Here is an 18,238-nt window from a genome sequence, read left to right as displayed (position 1 = left end):
CGCGGTACCGCCACCGTCCCGGCCGGTACGTATCGGCCGGGACGGTGGAACGGGCTCAGCTCACCGCGTTCTGCTCGATCCACTCCGCATGCACGGTGACGTCGGTCCAGATGCCGGTGCCGGTCGCGCACATCGGGTCCTCGTCGCCGTCCCGGCTGGTGGCGCCGACCAGTTCCCAGGAACCGGGGCGTCCCTTGATCTGCGGACCACCCGAGTCGCCGAAGCATCCCTGCGCGTCCGGGGTGTCGCTGTCGGTGCAGATCTCCTTGCCCGCCGTGAACTTCACGCACTGGTCGTCGGCGACGACCTTGGTGTCGAGTTCCTGCAGCACCAGCGGTGGCTCCTGGCAGTTCTGGTCGAAGCAGTGCTGGCCCCAGCCGAGGATGCGCGTCGGCGTGCCCGCCCCGCCCGTCTCGGCGGCGATGGAGATCGGCTGCTGCTCGACGGCGCGGTCCAGTTGCACGAGCGCGATGTCGGCGCCGCTGGGGCCGGGCTGGTAGTCGGGGTGCACGATGATCCTGCTCGCCCCGGCCTCGCTGCCACCGCCGGAGTACTCGCGGCTGCCGATCCGGGTGCTGATCTGGGCCGGGTCCTGACCGTCGACACAGTGTGCCGCGGTGACCACCCAGTCCGGCCTGATCAGCGAGCCGCCGCAGAAGGGATTGCCATCGCTCTGCAGGGACACCATGAAGGAGTAGTCCTCGGTGGCGTCGTGCCCGCCGATGACGTACGGCGTGACGTCCTCGGCCGCGGCGACGGCGGGCGACAGCGCACCGGCCACCACCATCGCGGCACCAGTGAGCGCGAACGCGCCCATCCACTTCCTGCTGTTTCCGGCAACGGGCATCGAAGAACTCCTCTGTCGCGAGCGGTCGCGTGGTCCCGGACGACACTAGAAGCCGGCTCGCATACCTAGGATCGGCCACTCGGCTGGTGCGCATCGGCCGTGTGGCCGAGGGACGGACGGCATCCGTCCACTGTGGACTTCGACTTGCCTGCGGTGCACCGTGGCCTGCCTGGGAGTACCCTGGGCGTATAGGTCCGGTCCTCGGCCACACCGAGTGAGAACCACAGATCTGCCCGGGGCACGGGACCCCTCCCCGAGCGTCAGATCCGGCGACCGTATTCCCGGTCGCATGGCGAATCGCACGCCCCGATGCCGCATGGCAGGCGTGATCACGGACGGGAACCACGAGTGACAATGCCGGCCACCGACACCACACAGCCGGTCACCGAGCCGACCAGTCTCGATGGCTGTACCGCGTGCTCCCACGTACGCGACGACCACGATCAGATCGGGCTCAGGTTCTGTTCGGCGACCCTCGCCGGCAATCTGGCCCGCGGCTGCGTCTGCCCCGCGTCCGCGAGGCTGCGGGCGGACATCGAAGAAGACGGGACCACCTCATGACCGCCGAAATCACCACCGACGTCACCCTCCCCTCCCGGTACGACCAGCGGGTGCTGCTCGTGCAGGGCATCGTCCGCGAGCACTCGCCCCTCGACGGCCAGGCGGCCCTCGACCTGGCCGTGCGCATGGTGCACGCCCTGGACACCGTCCCCGAAAAGCTGCGCTGACCGGCCCGGTGGCCGTGCGCTCGGCGCAGAGTTCTCAGCGCAGAGCGGTGCGGAAACCGCGTAGCCGCAGGCTGTTCGATACGACGAACACCGAACTGAACGCCATCGCCGCACCCGCCAGCATCGGGTTCAGCAGCCCGGCGGCGGCGAGCGGCAGCGCGGCGACGTTGTAGGCGAACGCCCAGAACAGGTTCACCTTGATCGTGCGCAGCGTGCGCCGCGACAGCCGGATCGCGTCGACGGCCGCACGCAGGTCGCCGCCGACCAGCGTCAGGTCACCGGCCTCGATCGCCACGTCGGTGCCGGTGCCCATCGCCAGGCCGAGATCCGCCTGCGCGAGAGCGGCCGCGTCGTTGACGCCGTCGCCGACCATCGCCACGACCCGGCCTTCCGCCTGCAACCGCCGCACCACCTCGACCTTCCCGGCGGGCAGCACCCCGGCGATCACCTCGTCGATGCCGACCTCCGCGGCTACCGTGCGCGCGACGGCCTCGTTGTCGCCGGTGAGCAGTACGGGGGCGAGCCCGAGGCCGCGCAGCCGGGCGATCGCCTCGGCGGAGGTGTCCTTGACGGTGTCGGCGACGGTCAGCACGGCCCGCGCCTCGCCGTCCCAGCCGACGACGATCGCCGTCCGCCCGAGCGCCTCGGCCTCGGCCTTCGCCGTGGCGAGCGTGGTGGGCAGGTCCCCGTCCAGCAGCGCGGTCCGCCCGGCCACCACCGTGTGCCCCTCGACCGTTCCCCGCACCCCGCCGTCCACCGCGGCGAAGCCCTCGACGCCGGGCAACGGCCCGTTCTCCCGTGCCGCACGGGCGATGGCGCGGGCAATCGGATGCTCGGAGGCGTCCTCCAGCGCGCCGGCCAGCCGCAGCACCTCGCCGGGGTCCGCGCGCTGGACGGTGTGCACCCCGGCCAGCGACATCCGGCCGGTGGTGACGGTGCCGGTCTTGTCCAGCACGACGGTGTCCACGGCGCGGGTGGATTCGAGCACCTCCGGTCCCTTGATCAGAATGCCGAGCTGCGCGCCCCTTCCGGTACCGACCAGCAGCGCGGTCGGCGTCGCGAGCCCGAGCGCGCAGGGGCAGGCGATGATCAGCACGGCGACGGCTGCGGTGAACGCCGCCGCGGGGGTGCCCCCGGCGCCCAGCCAGAACGCCAGCGTCGCCACGGACAGCGCGATGACGATCGGCACGAAGACCGCGGAGATCCGGTCGGCGAGACGCTGCACCTGGGCCTTCCCCGTCTGCGCGTCCTCGACGAGTTTAGCCATCCTGGCGAGCTGGGTGTCGGCGCCGACGCGGGTGGCGCGGACGACGAGCCTGCCGCCGACGTTCACGCACGCGCCTGCCACCGTGCCGCCGGGCGCCACCTCGACCGGTACGGACTCGCCGGTGAGCATGCTCGCGTCGATCGCCGAGCTGCCCTCGACGACGACGCCGTCGGTGGCGATCTTCTCGCCCGGCCGCACGAGGAACCGATCACCGACGAGCAGTTCGCCCGCCGGAATCCGCCGTTCCACGCCCTCGCGCAGGACGGCGACGTCCTTGGCGCCGAGTTCGAGCAGCGCCCGCAGCGCGGCCCCGGCCCGGCGCTTGGACCGGGCCTCGAAGTAGCGTCCGGCGAGGATGAAAGTGGTGACCCCGGCGGCGACCTCCAGGTAGATGTTCGCCTCGCCCGCCATCCGCTCGACGGTGAACTCGAACGGATGCGTCATCCCCGGCACGCCCGCGCTGCCCCACAGCAGGGCGTACAGCGACCAGCCGAACGCGGCCAGCGTGCCCATCGAGATCAGCGTGTCCATCGTCGCGGCGCCGTGCCGCAGGTTCGCCCAGGCGGCACGGTGGAACGGCCAGGCCGCCCAGACCAGCACGGGTGCGGCGAGAGTCAGCGAGATCCACTGCCAGTAGGTGAACTGCAGTGCCGGGATCATCGCCATGGCGATCACCGGGACCGACAGCAGCGCCGATCCGATCAGCCGCTGCCGCAGCGAGTCCGTGGCCGGATCGGTCTCGTCCCCGGCGGCCTCGCCCCCGGCCGCGGCGGCACCGTCCGGCTCGGGCGGGGCGGGCAGCGTGGCCGTGTAACCGGCGGCCTCGACCTGTGCGACCAGTGCCTGTTCCACGGGCCGTTCCGGCTCGGCCTCGCCGGAGTAGGTCACCTTCGCCTTCTCCGTGGCGTAGTTGACGGTGGCGCTGACACCGTCCAGCTTGTTCAGCTTCCGTTCGACGCGCATCGCGCAGGAGGCGCAGGTCATGCCGCCGATGATCAGTTCGATCTCGGTGGCGGGCGGGCGTACGCCGGTGCCGGTCGTGTCCGTCATCGCGGTGGCCTCCTCACTCGTCGGCCGGTCCGTGGCCATGTGCGGGTTCCGGCGCACCGGGCGGATGGGTCGCCGCCGCCGGTGCGGTGCCGACGGTGAACTCGGCGGTGCGCACGGTGCCCTCGTGCTGGAAGTCGAGGAACATCCGGTAGGTGCCCGCCGTGGGTACTTCGGCGAAGAAGGTGACCGTCGGCCCCGGGGCGGTCCGGCCGTCGCCCGGCTCGCCGTCCGGGTGGACGTGCAGGTAGGCGAGGTCCCCCGCGCGCAGGGCGACCAGGTGGCCGTACGCGCCGAGGTAGGGCTGGAGGTCGGTCACCGGCTCGCCGTCCCTGGCCACGGCCAGGGTGAGCCGCGAGGTACGGCCCGGGGTGAGGTCCCCGTCGAGCCACACGCGGTAACCGTCGACGGTGGTGTCCCTGGATTCGGCGTGGGTGACCGGGGTGAACTCGCCGGCCACCGACAGGTCCGTACCCAGCGTCAGCGCCGGACCGCCGGACGGGACGAAATCGGCGAAGACCCGGTAGCTGCCGGGTGCGGTGGTGTCGAGTGGAACGGTCCACGTTCCGTCCGGCCCCAGTTCCGGGTGGACGTGCTGGAACGCGGAGGTGTCCCGGCGCACCACGATCAGGTGCAGCGGCTTCTCGTGCTCGACCTCGTACGCGGTGACCGGCCGCCCGTCCGGGCCGGTGACCCGGAACGAGAACGGCTGTTCCGGTCCGGCGGCCACGGTCGTGGCGAGCGGGACGAGCGTGTACCCCGCAGCGGTGGAAACCAGTCCTCCCGGCGCTTCGGCCGCGGCCCCCGAGACGTCGCCGTGGGTATCGCCGTGGCCCGCGTCCGTACCGTGCACGGCCTGCTCGCCGTGCGCCCCGGTGCCGCCGTCGGCGGCAGCGCCGAGGGGACCGACGGCGGTGCCCACCGCCCAGGCGCCACCGGCGGCCAGGACGAGCACCGCACCGTAGGCGGCGAGTCTGGTGGGTACGTTCATGGCGTTCCTTCCGGGCTTTCGCGGACGCTTCCCGTATCAGGCGGCGAGCTGGTATCCGGCTTCCTCGACGGCGGCACGCACCTCGGCCAGGCCGAGATCCGCCTCGCTGCTGACGGTGACCGCCCCGGTGGGCACGTCCACCGCGACGGCGGTGACCCCGGTGAGTTCCTGGATCTCCTCGGTCACCGAGCGGGCGCAGTGCTCGCAGGTCATTCCGGTCACGGTGTAGGTCGTCTCGGCCATCGTCCGGTTCTCCTCGTGGTTCGGTTTCGGTGCGGGGTTTCGGGTTCGGGTGCCGTCAGGAACGGACCAGCCGGGCGATCGCCTCGCTGGCCTCGCGGACCTTCTCGGTGGCGGTGTCGCCGCCCTCGGCGATCGCCTCGGTCACGCAGTGCTTGAGGTGCTCGTCGATCAGTCCCAGTGAGACGGACTGCAACGCCTTGGTGGCGGCGGAGATCTGGGTGAGGACGTCGATGCAGTACACATCGTCCTCGACCATCCGCTGCAGGCCACGGATCTGACCCTCGATGCGGCGCAGCCGCTTGAGGTACGCGTCCTTGTCACCGGTGTATCCGCGCATCGTGTGCCCTTTCGTCGTCGGCACATCCAACATACCCCTTACCCGTATGCAGGATGAGGTCATTTATACCCTAGGGGGGTAGGGCATGCAAACAGGACCGTGACCGCCCGGAACACACCCGGATGCCCGGTTCTTCATCTGCGGGCCTACCGTGTCCGGATTCCCTCACCTCGGAGGTCGGTCATGGTCGCACCCGTGGACACGCTCGGCGACGTCGCGTCACATTCCGTGCGGCACGTTCGCTTCCGCGTGGCCGGCTGGGTGGTCCTTGCCGTCACGCTCGCGCTGAACGTGGCCAGCATGGCCGTGCCCGCGCTGATCGACCATCCACTCACCCGCGACCGCGGCGAGGTGCAGCTCTACCTCGACGTGTTCGTCGAGGGCAACCTCCCCACCTGGTGGAGCACCGCGCTGCTGGTCACCGGTGCCGTCGTGCACGCGGGGATCGGCGCGGTGGCCCGCGCCCGCCGCGTACCCGGCGGGTGGGCGTGGTTCGTCAGCGCCGCCATGCTGGGTGCCCTGTCCCTCGACGACCACACCCAGCTCCACGAACGGCTCGACCGTGTCGGACGGGAATTCCTCTCCTTCGACGGTTTCCCGTTCTACTGGCTGATCCCCGGCCTGGTCGCCGGCGCCTTCGTCGCGCTCGCCCTGCTGCTGCTCGCCGTGCGACTGCGGGGCGCCGCGCGCTGGTACATGGTCGGCGGCTGCGCCCTGCTGCTCGGCTCGGCCCTCGGCGGCGAGGCACTGCAGGGCCTGCTGATCGCGGGCGGCGAGAGCGGACCGTTGTACGTGCTCACCTACCACGCCGAGGAACTCGGCGAGAACCTCGGCGTGCTGCTGATGCTCGCCGCCACGGCCCGTTCACTGTCCGTCGTCCGCGAGGCGGGACGGATCGGCGTCGAGTACGTCCAGCACCCCGGCCCCCGGTAGCCGCGGGACTGAACCTGACTCCGCGAATCGGTGCGGCCCGGGACGCGATGCGGCACAGTGGCGCGGATGAAGGGCGCGACCGTGACCGAAGCCGACGTCCGTGGCCCGTCCCGGACGGAGGGCGGCGCGCTGCTCGCCGTGCTGGCGGTGGTGCTGGTGTGGTCCGGCATCGGGGCCACCAGTACGTCCACCTGGCTGATGGAGATCGTCTGGATTCTGGCCGGGGTACCGCTGGTGCTGTTCAACCGCAGGCGGTTCCCGTTGAGCCGGCTGGTGTGCTGGCTGCTGGTGTTCCACGCGATCGTGCTCTGCTACGGCGGGCACTACACCTACGCCGAGACACCGCTCGGTGAGTGGGTTCAGGGCGCACTGGGCACGGCGCGCAACAACTACGACCGCTTCGCCCACTTCGTGCAGGGTTTCGTGCCGGCGATCCTGGTGCGGGAGCTGCTGTTGCGGCTGAGCCCGCTGCGCCGCGGCGGCTGGACGTTCGTACTCACCACCGCCGTGTGCCTGTCGATCGCCGCTTGTTTCGAGTTCGTCGAATGGGCGGCGGCGATGGCTCTCGGTTCCGGGGCGGACGACTTCCTGGGCACCCAGGGCGACGTCTGGGACACCCAGTGGGACATGTTCCTCTGCCTGTGCGGGGCGATCCTCGCGCAACTGGCGCTGCGCCGAATGCACGACGCCCAGCTCGCCGGTGCGGGCGAGCCGGGCGTCGCACGGAGAGGTTAGGCGGCGCCCACCGGCGCGGGTGCGCGCAACGGCCTGCCGACCTCGTGCAAGTGTTCCAGCACGTAACCGTAGGACCGGAAGACACCGCACTGGGCGTACGGCACCTCGCGCTGCGCACAGAACTCACTGACCAGCACCTGCGCACGGCGCAGGTTCGGCCGCGGCATGTTCGGGAACAGGTGGTGCTCGATCTGGTAGTTCAGGCCGCCGAGAGCGAAGTCGACGACGGGGCCGCCCCGCACGTTGCGTGAGGTGAGCACCTGCTTGCGCAGGAAGTCCAGCTTCTCCCCGGCACGGATCGTCGGCATCCCCTTGTGGTTGGGCGCGAACGAGCAGCCCATGTAGAGGCCCCACAGGCCCTGGTGCACGGCGATGAACACGAGCGCGGTCAGCGGCGAGAGCACCACGAACACGGCCGTCAGGTACGCCGCGACGTGGCCGGCCATCAGCAGCCGTTCGACACGGCGTGACTTCAGGTCGTCCTTCCATACCGAGACGATGCTCGACCAGTGCAGGTTCAGGCCTTCCAGCAAAAGCAGCGGGAAGAACAGGAACGCCTGGTACTTCGCCATCCAGCGGAGGAATCCGCGTTTGGTGCTGCCCTGGCCCTTGGTGAAGGCGAGCGCGGGGATGTCCAGGTCCGGGTCGCTCTCCTCGTGGTTCGGGTTCGCGTGGTGCCGGTTGTGCTTGCCGATCCACCAGCCGTAACTGAGTCCGACGAGACCACCGTGCAACAGGCCGGCGGCGTCGTTGGCCTTGCGGCTGGAGAAGATCTGCTTGTGCCCCGCGTCGTGGCCGATGAACGAGAGCTGGGTGAACATCAGCGCGAAGAAGGCCGCGAGGAAGAGTTGCCACCAGGAGTCGCCCAGGTAGGCGAACGCCACCCAGCCACCCGCGAACGCGAGCAGGTTGAGCACGATCCTGGTCAGGTAATGGCCGCGACGGCGGTCCAGCAGGCCCTCACCCTTGATGGTGCGGGCCAGATCGGCGAAGTCGCTACCCGGCGTCTCGTTCGGCTGCGGTCGAGCCGGAGCGTCGGTTGAAGTCATGGAGTGCCTTTCATCGGTTGCGCACGGTCATCCGCCTGCGAACTCGCGAAGGTGCACTGGTGAGGTGCTCCGCACCGTGCCGGTTGCCACCTCGGGAATCGCGGCGACTCGAAAGCACCGACAGGTCTTTCGACGGGAGCCCCGCGCATCAACTCAGCGCCGGGGTCTCGGGCGAAGAACACCACTCTGGGCGGTGGTGTACCTCAAGGGTGCCATCCCGCGTGCACCCGGGCAACCAGACGAGGGCAGGGACACCACGTCACGACTTGCGCGCGACACCACCGAGCACTCGCGACTGCGAGGGTTCCGTGCGGAAGAGGGTCTCGTCGTCCGGGTGCCACGCCGGGGCGTAGACCAGGCCCGGTTCTTCGAGGACCCAGTCCCCGAAGAACCGGGCGAACTCCCCGGTGGTACGCAACTGCCCGGGGTTGGTGGTGCGTTCGTAGTAGTCCTGCAGATCGGCGAGCGCCTGCCGTTCGTCCTCGCTCTCCGGGTTCTCGTTGGTCATCTGCGAGAGCACGAGCAAAGAACCGGAGGGCAGCAGCTCGCGATAGAACTCGATGATCCCGTCCGGGTCGTCCTGGTCCTTGATGAAGTGCAGCACGGCGTTGACGATCAGCACCACCGGACGGCTCAGGTCGAGGATCTCGGTGTCGCGCACCTGCGCCCAGAGCTCACCCGGCTCCATCAGGTCGGCGGCGATGGCGTGGTGGCGCTCCGGATCGGCGGTGTCGGCGAGCAGCATCCGGGAGTGCGCCAGCGCGATCGGCTCGTTGTCCACGTAGACGACCCGGGTGTCGAGCTGCGGGCGGGCCGCGTCGGCCACCTCGTGCACGTTGCCGGCCGTGGGCAGGCCCGAACCGATGTCGACGAACTGCGTGACTCCCCCGGCGGAGCAGTGCCGGACGGCGCGGCCGAGGAACTGCCTGCTGGTGCGGCAGTACTCGCCGATCAGCGGTACCCGTTCCCGGACCTGCTCGGCGAAGGCGCGGTCGATGGCGTAGTTGGTCTCGCCGCCGATGAAGTAGTCGTAGACACGGGCCGCGGACGGCCGGTCGACGCTGTCCGCCAGGGCCAGCAGGGCCCTGTCCTCGTCCTCGTCATTGCTCACGCAGTGGTCTCTTCCGCCGTCGGTGCCGGATTCTCCCGGAGACTCTACGTTGCCCGCGCCGTGCGGGCCGCCGCCGATCGGACCGTCCACTTGGGACTGACGGGGGCAGACGCCCGCGGACGCGGTAGATTCGGCGTCGTGGCGACGTTCCGGCTCGAGGTCACCGTCCGCGACCTGCGCCGTGACGACCTGCCCGGATGCGGCTGGGCCGGCGGGCCCGGCCATCTCGGCTTCGTCACCGTGGCGCTGCGGCGCGCGGAACTCGGCGAGGTGGAGTATCTGGCGGTGTGCCCGCCGACGGACCTGCCGCTGGCGATCGGCGGCGTGGACTACACCCGGCGTCCGGGAGCGGGCACCCTGTGGCAGCTCGCGGTGCATCCGGCCGTGCGCTCGTGCGGCCTCGGCACGCTGCTGATCGGCGCGGCGGAACGGCGGATCGCCGAGCGCGGCCACGACCGTGCCGAACTGTCGGTGGCGGAGGACAACCCGAGGGCCCGCGCGCTCTACGAACGACTGGGTTACCTGGCCTACGGGCGGGAACCCGAGGAGTGGAACGTGGTGACGCCGGACGGGACGGTCACCCGGCACCGCGCCACCTGCGTACTGATGCGCAAACCCCTGCACTGACCGGCCCGCACCGACGCTCGCGCCGGGAAGGAGGCCGGGACGCGGTCGCGCCCCGGCCGTCGGTTCCCTTCGCTCAGGGTGCCGCCGTGGCGCCGACCGCGGCCACCGTCTTCGTCGCATCGGCGAGCCCCGCACCGCAACCCTCGGCGCAGACGCCGGGGATCGGGCGGGCGTTGGCCTTGAGCAGGTCCTCGACCGCGGCGGGGGCCAGTTCGGCGTCCTTGCCGAGCATCAGCGCGGCCAGTCCGGCCACGTGCGGCGCGGCCATGCTCGTGCCCATCATCGGCTTGTAGCCCTCGTCGCCCGGGGTGGTCTCGCCGAGGTTCACCGTGGACAGGATGCCGTTCTCCGGCGTGGTGATGGTGCCGGGCGTGTCGCTCTCCTCGCGGATCTGACCGCCGGGCGCCGTCACGTCGACGAGCTCGCCCCAGTTCGAGTAGAACGCCTTGTCCCCGGCCCGGTTGCTCGCGCCGACGGTGATGACGTTGTTGCAGTTGGCCGGGGTGAACAGCGAGGTGTCCTGGTCGCTGTTGCCGGCGGCGACGACCACCGAGGTGCCGCGGGCGACGGCACCGTCGATGGCGGCCTGCGTGGTGACCCCGCAGACGCCGGGGCCGCCGAGGCTCAGGTTGATCACCTTGGCCGGTGTCGGGTTGACCGGCAGGCCCTCGACCTCACCGCCGGAGGCCCAGACGATGCCGTCGGCGATGTCGGAGGTCATGCCGCCGCAGCGGCCGAGCACGCGGACCGGCTGCACCTTCGCCGTGTGCGCGACGCCCGCGACGCCGACGGCGTTGTTCGCGGTGGCGGCCACGGTGCCCGCGACGTGCGTGCCGTGCCAGGACGAGTTGGTGCGCTTGGAATCCGGTCCGCACGCGCCGTCGGCCTCGGCCCAGTCGCCCTCGTCGGCGGCGTTCGCGTCCCGGCCGTCGTTGTCCCGGGCGGTCACCGGGTCGGCGATCATGTCGTAACCGGGCAGGACGTTCCCCTCGACGTCGGAATGCGCGGCGTAACCGGTGTCCAGCACCGCGACGACGGCGCCCTCACCGGTCGCGCCCGCGTCCCAGGCACCGGGGACGTTCATTCCCGCGGCCGCCTCGCTGAAGTCCCACTGCTTCGGGTACTCGGGGTCGTCCGGCGCGGCGAGCGCGGTGAGCCGCTGGTCGACCTCCACGTAGGCGACGTCCGGGTCGGCCCGGAACCCGGCGAGCGCCGCGTCGACCGCGCCGGCGTCCGAGGTCCCCAGGTCCACCACCGCCGCGCCGGTGGCGGTGCGGCGCTGGAACGTGGCGGCCCCGGTGGCCGCCGAGGCGGTGCCGGCGGCGTCCCGCTCGACCTTGGCGGCGTCGCCCGACTTGTAGGCGACGATGAGCTGGGTGCTGCCGGTGCTCTGCGGAAGGTCCGGTCCGGCGGCCTGCTCGGCCGCGGCGGGCACGGCGGTCAGCGCGACCCCGGCGATCCCGAATGCACCGGCGAGAACGAGCGCGAGCCCCTTGCCGTTGGTCCGTTTCACGGATGGTCCTTCCTGCCCAGGGAATGCGACATGCCGATGGCTGACACAAAGGTGCCGTTCATCGAAAAAAATACCCGCAGGAAAGGCGCCTGTAAGCTACGAAAGTTCCAATGTTTCAGCAGGTGGAACAGGATTAACTCAAAGAATGGGAATCAGGCCGACGGTACCGCCATTCATACCAATGTCGCCCATTGCGGCAGTGGGCCGAACGGCTTTGCGACGAGGTTTCCGGCAGGCTTCAGAGCCAGCCGCGTTCGGCCGCGACGCGGGCGGCTTCGGCACGGTTGCGGGCGTCGAGCTTCGTCATCGCGTTCGACAGGTAGTTGCGCACCGTGCCCTCGGCGAGGTTGAGCCGGGCGGCGATGTCCACATTGGACGCACCGGTGGCCACCTCGCGCAGGAGTGCCCGTTCGCGTTCGGTCAGCGGGTCTGCCCGGTCCCAGGCGGCGACGGCCAGCTCCGGCGCGACGACCCGCTCGCCGGCATGCACCCGCCGCAGCGCCGCCACCAGTTCCCCGATCGGCGCGTCCTTGAGCACGTAACCGGAGACCCCGGAGTCCAGGGCCCGGCGCAGATACCCGGACCTGGCGAAGGTGGTGACGATCAGGATGCGCACCGGGTCGCCGATCCGGTGCAGTTCGGCGGCCACGTCGAGCCCGCTCCGCCCGGGCATCTCCACGTCGGTGAGCAGCACGTCCGGCCGGTGCTCGGCGACGGCACGCAGCGCCTGCTCCCCGTCGACGGCCGTGGCGACCACCTCGATGTCCGGCTGGAGACCGAGAAGCTGGGCGAACGCACCGAGCACCATCCCCTGGTCCTCGGCGAGTACCACCCGGATCGTCCCGCTCGCGGACCCGCTCACACCGCCACCTCCAGCGGCACGGCGATCGTCACCGTCGTACCTCGTTCCCCTTGCAGGCGAATGGTTCCACCCAGTACCGCGACCCGGTCGCGCATCCCGGCGATGCCGTTGCCCTCCCGTCCCCGTGCGCGCAGGCCGATCCCGTCGTCGGCGACGGTCAGCCGCAGCTCCCCGTCCCGCCGCGTCAGCGCCACCCGGCAGGTGCGGGCGTCGGCGTGCCGCGCGACGTTGGTCAGCGCCTCGCGCAGCGCGCCCGCCAGTTCGTGCTCGGTGGAGCCGACGAGGGTCAACCCGGGTTCCCTCTCCACGTCCAGCTCCACGCCCACGCTGCGCAGCGTTCCACGCCCGGCTTCCAGTTCGGCGTCCAGGCTCGCCCGCCGCCAACCGGTGACGGCACTACGAACCTCGCTCAGCGCCTCGCGGGCCGTCCGCTCGATCTCCGCGGCCTCCTCGGCCGCGCGTGCCGGGTCGCCCGCCACCAGCTCGCGCAGCAACTGCGCCCGCACCACCACGGCGGTCAGCGAATGCCCGAGCAGGTCGTGCAGGTCCCTGGCGATGCGTTCGCGTTCGGAGACCGTCGCCAGGTGCTCGATCCTGGCGTTGCGCAGCCGCAGTTCGGCCGACTCCCGGTCCTTGTCGGCCTCCGCGATCACCGAGAACCCGACGACCCAGATCAGCAGCAGCGGCGGCAGGACGCTCCACAGCCGGTACGGCATCGGCGTCTGCGACACGAACGCCAGCGCCACCGTCAGCAGCGACAGGGTTGCGAACCAGCGCAAAGCGAACCGTCGGGTCTCGCAGGAACCGGCGAAGGCGGCGGAGTAGATGAACAGCACGGTCGCCGAGGCGTTGAGCGGGGCGGCGAGTGTGGCCAGCGCGGCCATCGGCAGGGCGCCCACCCAGCGCACCCGCGCCGTGTCGGCGAGGGTGGCGGCCACGTACACGGCCACGGCCAGCGCCGCCACCACCGAGGCCAGCACCCAGTCCAGGGCTCCGCTCGCCGGGTCGAAACCCGGCTGGGCGAAAAGGAAAACCAGGTAGACCAGGTGAACCCAGTGCCAGATCCGGACCCGGTCCCGGCCTGCCCGGGGCTCCACCGTGCTCATCGCGTCAGATCCTCGCCCTGCGGTAGGACGCGGCGGCGAGTGCCCCGGCGACGACCGCCGTCCCGAGCAGGAAGAGCACGTGCACGAGCGTCTCACCCCCGTCGAGCTGGGCCTGCGCCAGCTGGGACAGATGGTACGTGGGCAGGAACACCGCGACGTCGCCGAAGAACGCGGGCAGGATCTCCAAGGGCATCCACAGCCCGGACACCACCGCGCACGGCATCAGCACGCCGTTGAGGATCGCCACGGCGGCATTGGTGCCAGCCTGGAAACCGACGGCGAGGCCCAGCAGCGCGAACGGCAGCGAGCCGACCAGCAGCACGGCCCCGACCCGCACGAGCTGCCCCGGCGACGCGTCCAGGGTGCCGGTCAGCGCCGAGGCCAGCACCATGGCGCCGAACACCCCGGCCGCGTAGGGCAGCGCGGCGGCGACCTTCGCCGACAGCGTCAGCCAGGGCGGCACCGCCGACACGCGCTTGGCGCGCAGCCAGCCGATCTGCCGGTCCGTCGCCACGCCGATACCCGGGTTCATCAGCGTCACGGCCAGCACCCCGTAGGCACCGAAGGTGGCGAGCATGATCGTGCCGCCGGGAAGCGGTCCGCTCTGCTGGGCACCGAAGATCGACGCGAAGACAGCGAAGAACGCGACCGGCAGCACGACCGAGAAGAACAGCGCGGCCGGTTCCCGGACGATTCCTTTGAGATCCTCGGACAGTTCGACCCGGAAGATCCGGGCGGCGAGAGCGGTCATCGGTCGGCACTCCTGTTCGCGGGTGCCGGGCAGGCACCGGTGTCGGGATTCGGGTGGGGTTCGCGCGGGTGGGACGTCATGCCACTTCCGCCCGCGCCGGGTGGGCCAGGCGGGTCAGGCTGACCACGGCCTCTTCCAGGCCCGCGCCGTCGACGCGGAGGTCGCTGAGGTCGCCGTCGGCCGCGAGGAGGGCGCCGACCAGCGCCTCGGGCGACCGGGTGGTGAGCCGCACGTGCTCACCGTCCCGGCCGACCGAGGCGACCCCCGGGAGCCGCGCGAGTTGCGCGTCGTCGAGTCGGGTGCGGGCGACGACCGTCCGGTCGGGCAACCGCGACATCAGGTCGGCCGGGGTGCCCTCGGCGACGATGGTGCCGCCGTCGATCACCACCACGCGGTCGGCGACGGAACCCGCCTCGTCGATGAGGTGGGTGGTCACCAGCACCCCCGTGCCACGGTCGCGGCGGGCGTCGATGATCCGCCAGAACCGTTGCCGCGTGGGCACGTCGAGTCCGGCGGTCGGTTCGTCCAGCACGAGCAGGGCCGGGTCGGCGACGAGCGCCATCGCGAGCTGCACCCGCTGCCGCTGGCCGCCGGAGAGCTTCGTCGCGCGACGGCCCGCCAGGTCCGTCAGGTCCAGCTCGGCCAGCACCGGCCCGGCGGCGCCGCGATGGCGGCCCGCCCGGATGGCGGCACCGGTGACGAGTTCGCCGACCTTCAGCGTCGTCGGGAAGCCCAGCGTCTGCTGCACGACGCCGAGCCTGCGCCGCGCGGCCGCGTCGCGGGGATTGCCGCCGTTGCAACGGAATTCGCCGCCCTGCGGGGTGAGCAGCCCGATCGCCAGGTTCACCAGCGTCGTCTTCCCCGCACCGTTGGGGCCGAGCAGGGCCACGCACTCGCCCGCGCCGACGTCGAGGTCCACGCCGTCGAGCGCGACCGTCCGTCCGTAGCTGTGCTGTGCTCCGCGCACCCGCAGTACCGTCTGCTGCTCTGTCACCGTGGCCTCCCGTTTCGCCGTGAGAGCAACGATGTCGCGGGCGGCGGGCGGCGGGTAGTGCGGCGGCGTCACCGGTCCTGGATGACGAATGTCAACCGGCCGGCTGCGAGGAATCTCGTCGACGAGTTTCCCGATGCCCAGGTGGAGACCTGTGGACAACTCGGGGGCCTGTGGGCTATTTCGCGGACAGCTCGGGCAGGTCGGTGCGCACCATCGGCGTGCGGCGCACCTTCTCGTGCCAGCTCAGTGCGGTCACCGCGGTGACGACGACCAGCAGGCCGATCCACTGGGTCACGCTCAGCGTCGCGTCGAGGAAGGTGACGCCGAGCAGTGCGGCGGTGACGGGGAACGCGAGTTCGGCGAGGGTCGCCCTGGCGGCAGGGGTGGACCGCAGGCCGAGGTAGTAGAGGCTCAGCGCGAGCAGTCCGGGCACGAAGGCCAGCAGCGCCAGCCCGGGCGCGTTGGCCCAGCCGACCGCGAACGCCCCGCCCTGGACCGTGACGATGCCGGCGGCGACCGGCAGGCCGATGCCGAACCGCAGCACGGTGACGTCGCGGGCGGGCAGCTTCGCCGACACCAGCCTGCCGAGTACCGTCCCGGCGGCCCAGAGCGCGGCGGCACCGACGGCGAGCAGCGCGGCGCGGGCCGCCGACAGTTCGATCTGCAACGGGTTTCGGAAGGCAAGCAGCCACGCTCCGGCGAGCGCGGGCAGGGCGAACAGGGCGTAGCCGGCGCGCAGGCGTTCGCCGAGCAGGAAGAAGGCAGCCAGGAGCGCGAACAGGGGTTGCAGCTGCTGCAGGACCAGCGGGGTCACCGGGTCGCCGGTGGCGAAGGCGGCGGTGAACAGGGCCGTGGCGAGTGCGGACGCCCCGCCACCGATCACCAGCACGGCCACCCATTCGCGTGGCCCGCAGCGGCGCAGAGCGCGGACGGCGGAGGGCAGCCACGGGAGGAGGACGACCACCACGAGCAGGTGCTCCCAGAACACCACTGTGGCGGCGGGCAGCGCGTCGGCGAGCGGGACGCGGAGCAGGCCGTCGGTGCCCCACATCGCGGCGGCCACCGCGATCAGCCAGGTCCGGTCGGCCGGTTCGGCGGCGTTGGATGTCACGCGGTCAGGTTACGAGTGGACGGGGCGGATTGCCGCCGCGAGGACGTCAAGACCACAGTGTGGAATACCACCGGTTCGAGTGACAGTGGGCCGGTTCGGCTGGCGTCGCCCGATCGGCTGGGTTACCGAGTAGGTATGCGACGTCTCCTTCCCACCGTCATGACCACTCTCCTCGCCACCTCGGCGGCGCTGATCGCGTCGACCGGCAGCGCCGCCGCGGCGTCCGAAGCTCCCCGGATCGGGGTCGGCCTGGTGCACGCCGGCGGTACCTTCGCCGAGTTCGCGCCGGGTGCGGCGGCGAGCACCTACGACCAGGCGCTGGTGCCGGTCGGCGCGCAGGCTCGGGTGGTCGTGTCCTCGCGGTCGTTCCTGGGGACCACGACGCTGCTGAGCGTGCGGGGCCTGGTGCCCGACCGGGAGTACGGGGCGCACGCGCACACGAAGCCGTGCGGGGCGACCGGCGACGCGGCCGGTCCGCACTTCCAGCACGAGCAGGATCCGGTCACGCCCTCGGTCGACCCAGCGTATGCCAACCCCGACAACGAGATCTGGCTCGACCTCACCACCGACGCCGTCGGCAACGCCGTCGCGGTGTCCACTGTAGACTGGGGATTCGACGAACGGCGGGCGATGTCCGTGGTGATCCACGAGACGCACACGCACACCGACCCCGGTCACGCCGGGATGGCGGGCAAGCGGCCCGCCTGCGTCAACGTCGCCTTCTGACGCCACTCCCGTCGCATCGCCACGCGTGGCGATGCGGCCGCAATCACCGGACGCGCCTACTCAGACGACCTGATCCACGCCGACCCAAGCGCAGGGCAAGGTTCGCCGGAGCAGATACGACAACGCGGTACGTCCTCGGTGCGGCAGGTGGGCGCGGTCTCTCGACGGGGAGACCTCGGCTGGCGGGCACCTCGGCTGGCGGGGCACCTCGGGGGGTACCTCGCGGTGCGCCGCGCTGGACGGCGCTGCGTTGCCGTGATGCGCCACCTCAAAGGTGCGCTGCCTCGTGGTGCGGTACCTCGAAATTGCGCTGCGTTGCACTGCGGCACCTCGTGGTGCGCTGCCACCTGGATGCGGCACGTCCTGGTACGCCGGTTCTTGGTGCGTGCCTCGTGATGCGCTGCGTGTGGGTGCGTTGTCGCGCGGTACGCCGCTCGCAGGTGCGGTACCCCGCGATGCGCCGTGTTCCAGGTGTACAGCGCTACCGTGATGCGCTACCTCGCAGATACGCCGTCTCTCGGCGCTGTACCTCGCGGTGGGCCGCCTCGTAATGCACTCCATTGTGGGCTCGGGGCTCGGGACCGGCGGAGTGGTTGCGGGCCTTGGAATGTTGGCGTTCTGGGTGGCTGGTTGGGTTTCAGGCACGCCTTCGGCGCGCCGTGGGAAACTGCCGCCGCACGGGTCAATTCTGGTGGTGGTCACCAGCGGCAGTTCCCCACGGAACGGTTTCTCTGGTGCGGTTTGGTGGTGGTCCTGTTTGCTACTGCGGACGGGTGCTATGTGCTCAGGGGGAGCCGTCCCCCTGCTGTCACGGCCTCGTGCCGGGTGTGCCGAAGGGTGTCGATGTGCGAACTTCTGGTCCTGTCGCCTTGTCGGTATCAGTCGTCGAGTTGGCGGTGCGGGTGACGCGGGCTCGTAGTGTCCTGGTCGTAGTCCGGGGCGACGTCCGTCGTCACGATCGCGCGATCGGCAGGCCGGGGCGTGGCGGTGCGCACTTTTCCACGACCTGGTGAGGGTGTGCGCGGTCTTCGCCAGTCGTTGATGCCTCGGCTGCTCGGGACTAGTACGCGGTTCTGGTGCGCGGGGTATGCGCTAAAAGGGTGCTGGCAGGTTGGTTGGTGGGTGGAGGGGTTGGGGCTGCTGAAGGGATCTGTGACATCTGAGATCGCTTGCTGATGTGCAGGCTGGAAGGATGTCGCTGTGCCCAAGCCCTATCCCCGTGAGTTCCGTGAGGACGTCGTGCGGGTCGCGCGGAGTCGT

At 71.1% G+C, this 18,238-nt stretch carries 19 protein-coding genes; 6 read left to right on the top strand and 13 right to left on the bottom strand.

All coding sequences use genetic code 11. The features are described 5' to 3' along the window. Positions 1-55 precede the first annotated feature (55 nt). On the bottom strand, positions 56-847 hold the full coding sequence (locus CFN78_RS26680; protein ID WP_338065555.1) for a S1 family peptidase: 792 nt from the start codon (positions 845-847) through the stop codon (positions 56-58). Between the two features lie 309 nt (positions 848-1,156). Here CFN78_RS26680 and CFN78_RS30395 point away from each other — a divergent pair, with 309 nt between their 5' ends. Both CFN78_RS30395 and CFN78_RS29385 read left to right on the top strand, forming a co-directional pair. Next, positions 1,157-1,408 carry an RGCVC family protein gene (locus CFN78_RS30395; RefSeq protein WP_420807933.1) on the top strand — a complete coding sequence of 84 codons (252 nt, stop codon included), beginning with the start codon at positions 1,157-1,159 and terminating at the stop codon, positions 1,406-1,408. Next, entirely contained in the window at positions 1,405-1,575 is a 171-nt protein-coding gene (locus CFN78_RS29385) for a DUF6307 family protein (RefSeq protein ID WP_165777724.1), read from the top strand. The genes CFN78_RS30395 and CFN78_RS29385 overlap by 4 nt, the downstream gene beginning before the upstream one ends. A 34-nt stretch (positions 1,576-1,609) precedes the next feature. On the opposite strand, the gene CFN78_RS26670 is transcribed toward CFN78_RS29385, so the two are convergent. From CFN78_RS26670 to CFN78_RS26655, 4 genes are read right to left on the bottom strand one after another with little or no spacing between them, the layout of a single operon-like run. After that, positions 1,610-3,892, bottom strand: a complete 2,283-nt coding sequence (locus CFN78_RS26670) for a heavy metal translocating P-type ATPase (RefSeq protein WP_094865853.1) — start codon at positions 3,890-3,892, stop codon at positions 1,610-1,612. 13 nt (positions 3,893-3,905) lie between these two features. Next, positions 3,906-4,880: a hypothetical protein gene (locus CFN78_RS26665; RefSeq protein WP_094865799.1), complete on the bottom strand. Its 975-nt coding sequence runs from the start codon at positions 4,878-4,880 to the stop codon at positions 3,906-3,908. 36 nt (positions 4,881-4,916) lie between these two features. Continuing rightward, the gene (locus tag CFN78_RS26660; protein ID WP_094865798.1) at positions 4,917-5,123 is read right to left on the bottom strand and encodes a heavy-metal-associated domain-containing protein; all 207 of its coding nucleotides are present in this window, start codon (positions 5,121-5,123) and stop codon (positions 4,917-4,919) included. A 55-nt stretch (positions 5,124-5,178) separates the two neighbouring features. Further along, complete coding sequence (locus CFN78_RS26655; protein WP_094865797.1) at positions 5,179-5,460, bottom strand: metal-sensitive transcriptional regulator; 282 nt, start codon at positions 5,458-5,460, stop codon at positions 5,179-5,181. Between the two features lie 183 nt (positions 5,461-5,643). Between CFN78_RS26655 and CFN78_RS26650 the strand changes: the two genes are divergently transcribed. Next, complete coding sequence (locus tag CFN78_RS26650; protein ID WP_094865796.1) at positions 5,644-6,393, top strand: hypothetical protein; 750 nt, start codon at positions 5,644-5,646, stop codon at positions 6,391-6,393. Between the two features lie 66 nt (positions 6,394-6,459). After that, positions 6,460-7,128 (top strand): DUF2238 domain-containing protein, encoded by a 669-nt coding sequence (locus CFN78_RS26645; RefSeq protein WP_110495032.1) that lies wholly within the window; start codon positions 6,460-6,462, stop codon positions 7,126-7,128. On the opposite strand, the gene CFN78_RS26640 is transcribed toward CFN78_RS26645, so the two are convergent. Together CFN78_RS26640 and CFN78_RS26635 are read right to left on the bottom strand one after the other, a co-directional pair. Then, positions 7,125-8,177 carry a fatty acid desaturase family protein gene (locus CFN78_RS26640; RefSeq protein WP_094865795.1) on the bottom strand — a complete coding sequence of 351 codons (1,053 nt, stop codon included), beginning with the start codon at positions 8,175-8,177 and terminating at the stop codon, positions 7,125-7,127. The genes CFN78_RS26645 and CFN78_RS26640 overlap by 4 nt on opposite strands. A 259-nt stretch (positions 8,178-8,436) precedes the next feature. Beyond that, a complete protein-coding gene (locus tag CFN78_RS26635) occupies positions 8,437-9,288 on the bottom strand; it encodes an SAM-dependent methyltransferase (protein WP_240519711.1) in 852 nt (283 codons plus the stop codon). A gap of 138 nt (positions 9,289-9,426) precedes the next feature. On the opposite strand from CFN78_RS26635, the gene CFN78_RS26630 reads away from it, so the two are divergent. Beyond that, complete coding sequence (locus tag CFN78_RS26630) at positions 9,427-9,915, top strand: GNAT family N-acetyltransferase (RefSeq protein WP_094865849.1); 489 nt, start codon at positions 9,427-9,429, stop codon at positions 9,913-9,915. Positions 9,916-9,988: 73 nt separating this feature from the next. Here CFN78_RS26630 and CFN78_RS26625 read toward each other — a convergent pair whose 3' ends face one another. The 6 genes from CFN78_RS26625 to CFN78_RS26600 form a co-directional block, all read right to left on the bottom strand. Continuing rightward, a complete protein-coding gene (locus CFN78_RS26625; RefSeq protein WP_205660666.1) occupies positions 9,989-11,428 on the bottom strand; it encodes a S8 family peptidase in 1,440 nt (479 codons plus the stop codon). A gap of 238 nt (positions 11,429-11,666) precedes the next feature. Next, a complete protein-coding gene (locus CFN78_RS26620; RefSeq protein ID WP_276307383.1) occupies positions 11,667-12,290 on the bottom strand; it encodes a response regulator transcription factor in 624 nt (207 codons plus the stop codon). Beyond that, positions 12,287-13,396, bottom strand: coding sequence for a sensor histidine kinase (locus CFN78_RS26615; protein ID WP_094865794.1), 1,110 nt, complete (start codon positions 13,394-13,396; stop codon positions 12,287-12,289). The genes CFN78_RS26620 and CFN78_RS26615 overlap by 4 nt, the downstream gene beginning before the upstream one ends. Before the next feature lie 4 nt (positions 13,397-13,400). Beyond that, positions 13,401-14,147 carry an ABC transporter permease gene (locus CFN78_RS26610; protein ID WP_094865793.1) on the bottom strand — a complete coding sequence of 249 codons (747 nt, stop codon included), beginning with the start codon at positions 14,145-14,147 and terminating at the stop codon, positions 13,401-13,403. 76 nt (positions 14,148-14,223) lie between these two features. Beyond that, a complete protein-coding gene (locus CFN78_RS26605) occupies positions 14,224-15,141 on the bottom strand; it encodes an ABC transporter ATP-binding protein (RefSeq protein WP_094865844.1) in 918 nt (305 codons plus the stop codon). 175 nt (positions 15,142-15,316) lie between these two features. After that, on the bottom strand, positions 15,317-16,252 hold the full coding sequence (locus CFN78_RS26600) for a DMT family transporter (protein ID WP_276307382.1): 936 nt from the start codon (positions 16,250-16,252) through the stop codon (positions 15,317-15,319). A 135-nt stretch (positions 16,253-16,387) separates the two neighbouring features. Here CFN78_RS26600 and CFN78_RS26595 point away from each other — a divergent pair, with 135 nt between their 5' ends. Continuing rightward, positions 16,388-16,978 carry a superoxide dismutase gene (locus CFN78_RS26595; protein ID WP_094865792.1) on the top strand — a complete coding sequence of 197 codons (591 nt, stop codon included), beginning with the start codon at positions 16,388-16,390 and terminating at the stop codon, positions 16,976-16,978. Positions 16,979-18,238: the final 1,260 nt, after the last annotated feature.

It is taken from the genome of Amycolatopsis antarctica (assembly GCF_002262875.1).
In the GTDB taxonomy this organism is placed as follows: domain Bacteria; phylum Actinomycetota; class Actinomycetes; order Mycobacteriales; family Pseudonocardiaceae; genus Amycolatopsis; species Amycolatopsis antarctica.
The sequence above is the reverse complement of the archived record's forward strand: the minus strand, read 5'-3'. Positions and strand labels throughout refer to the sequence as shown.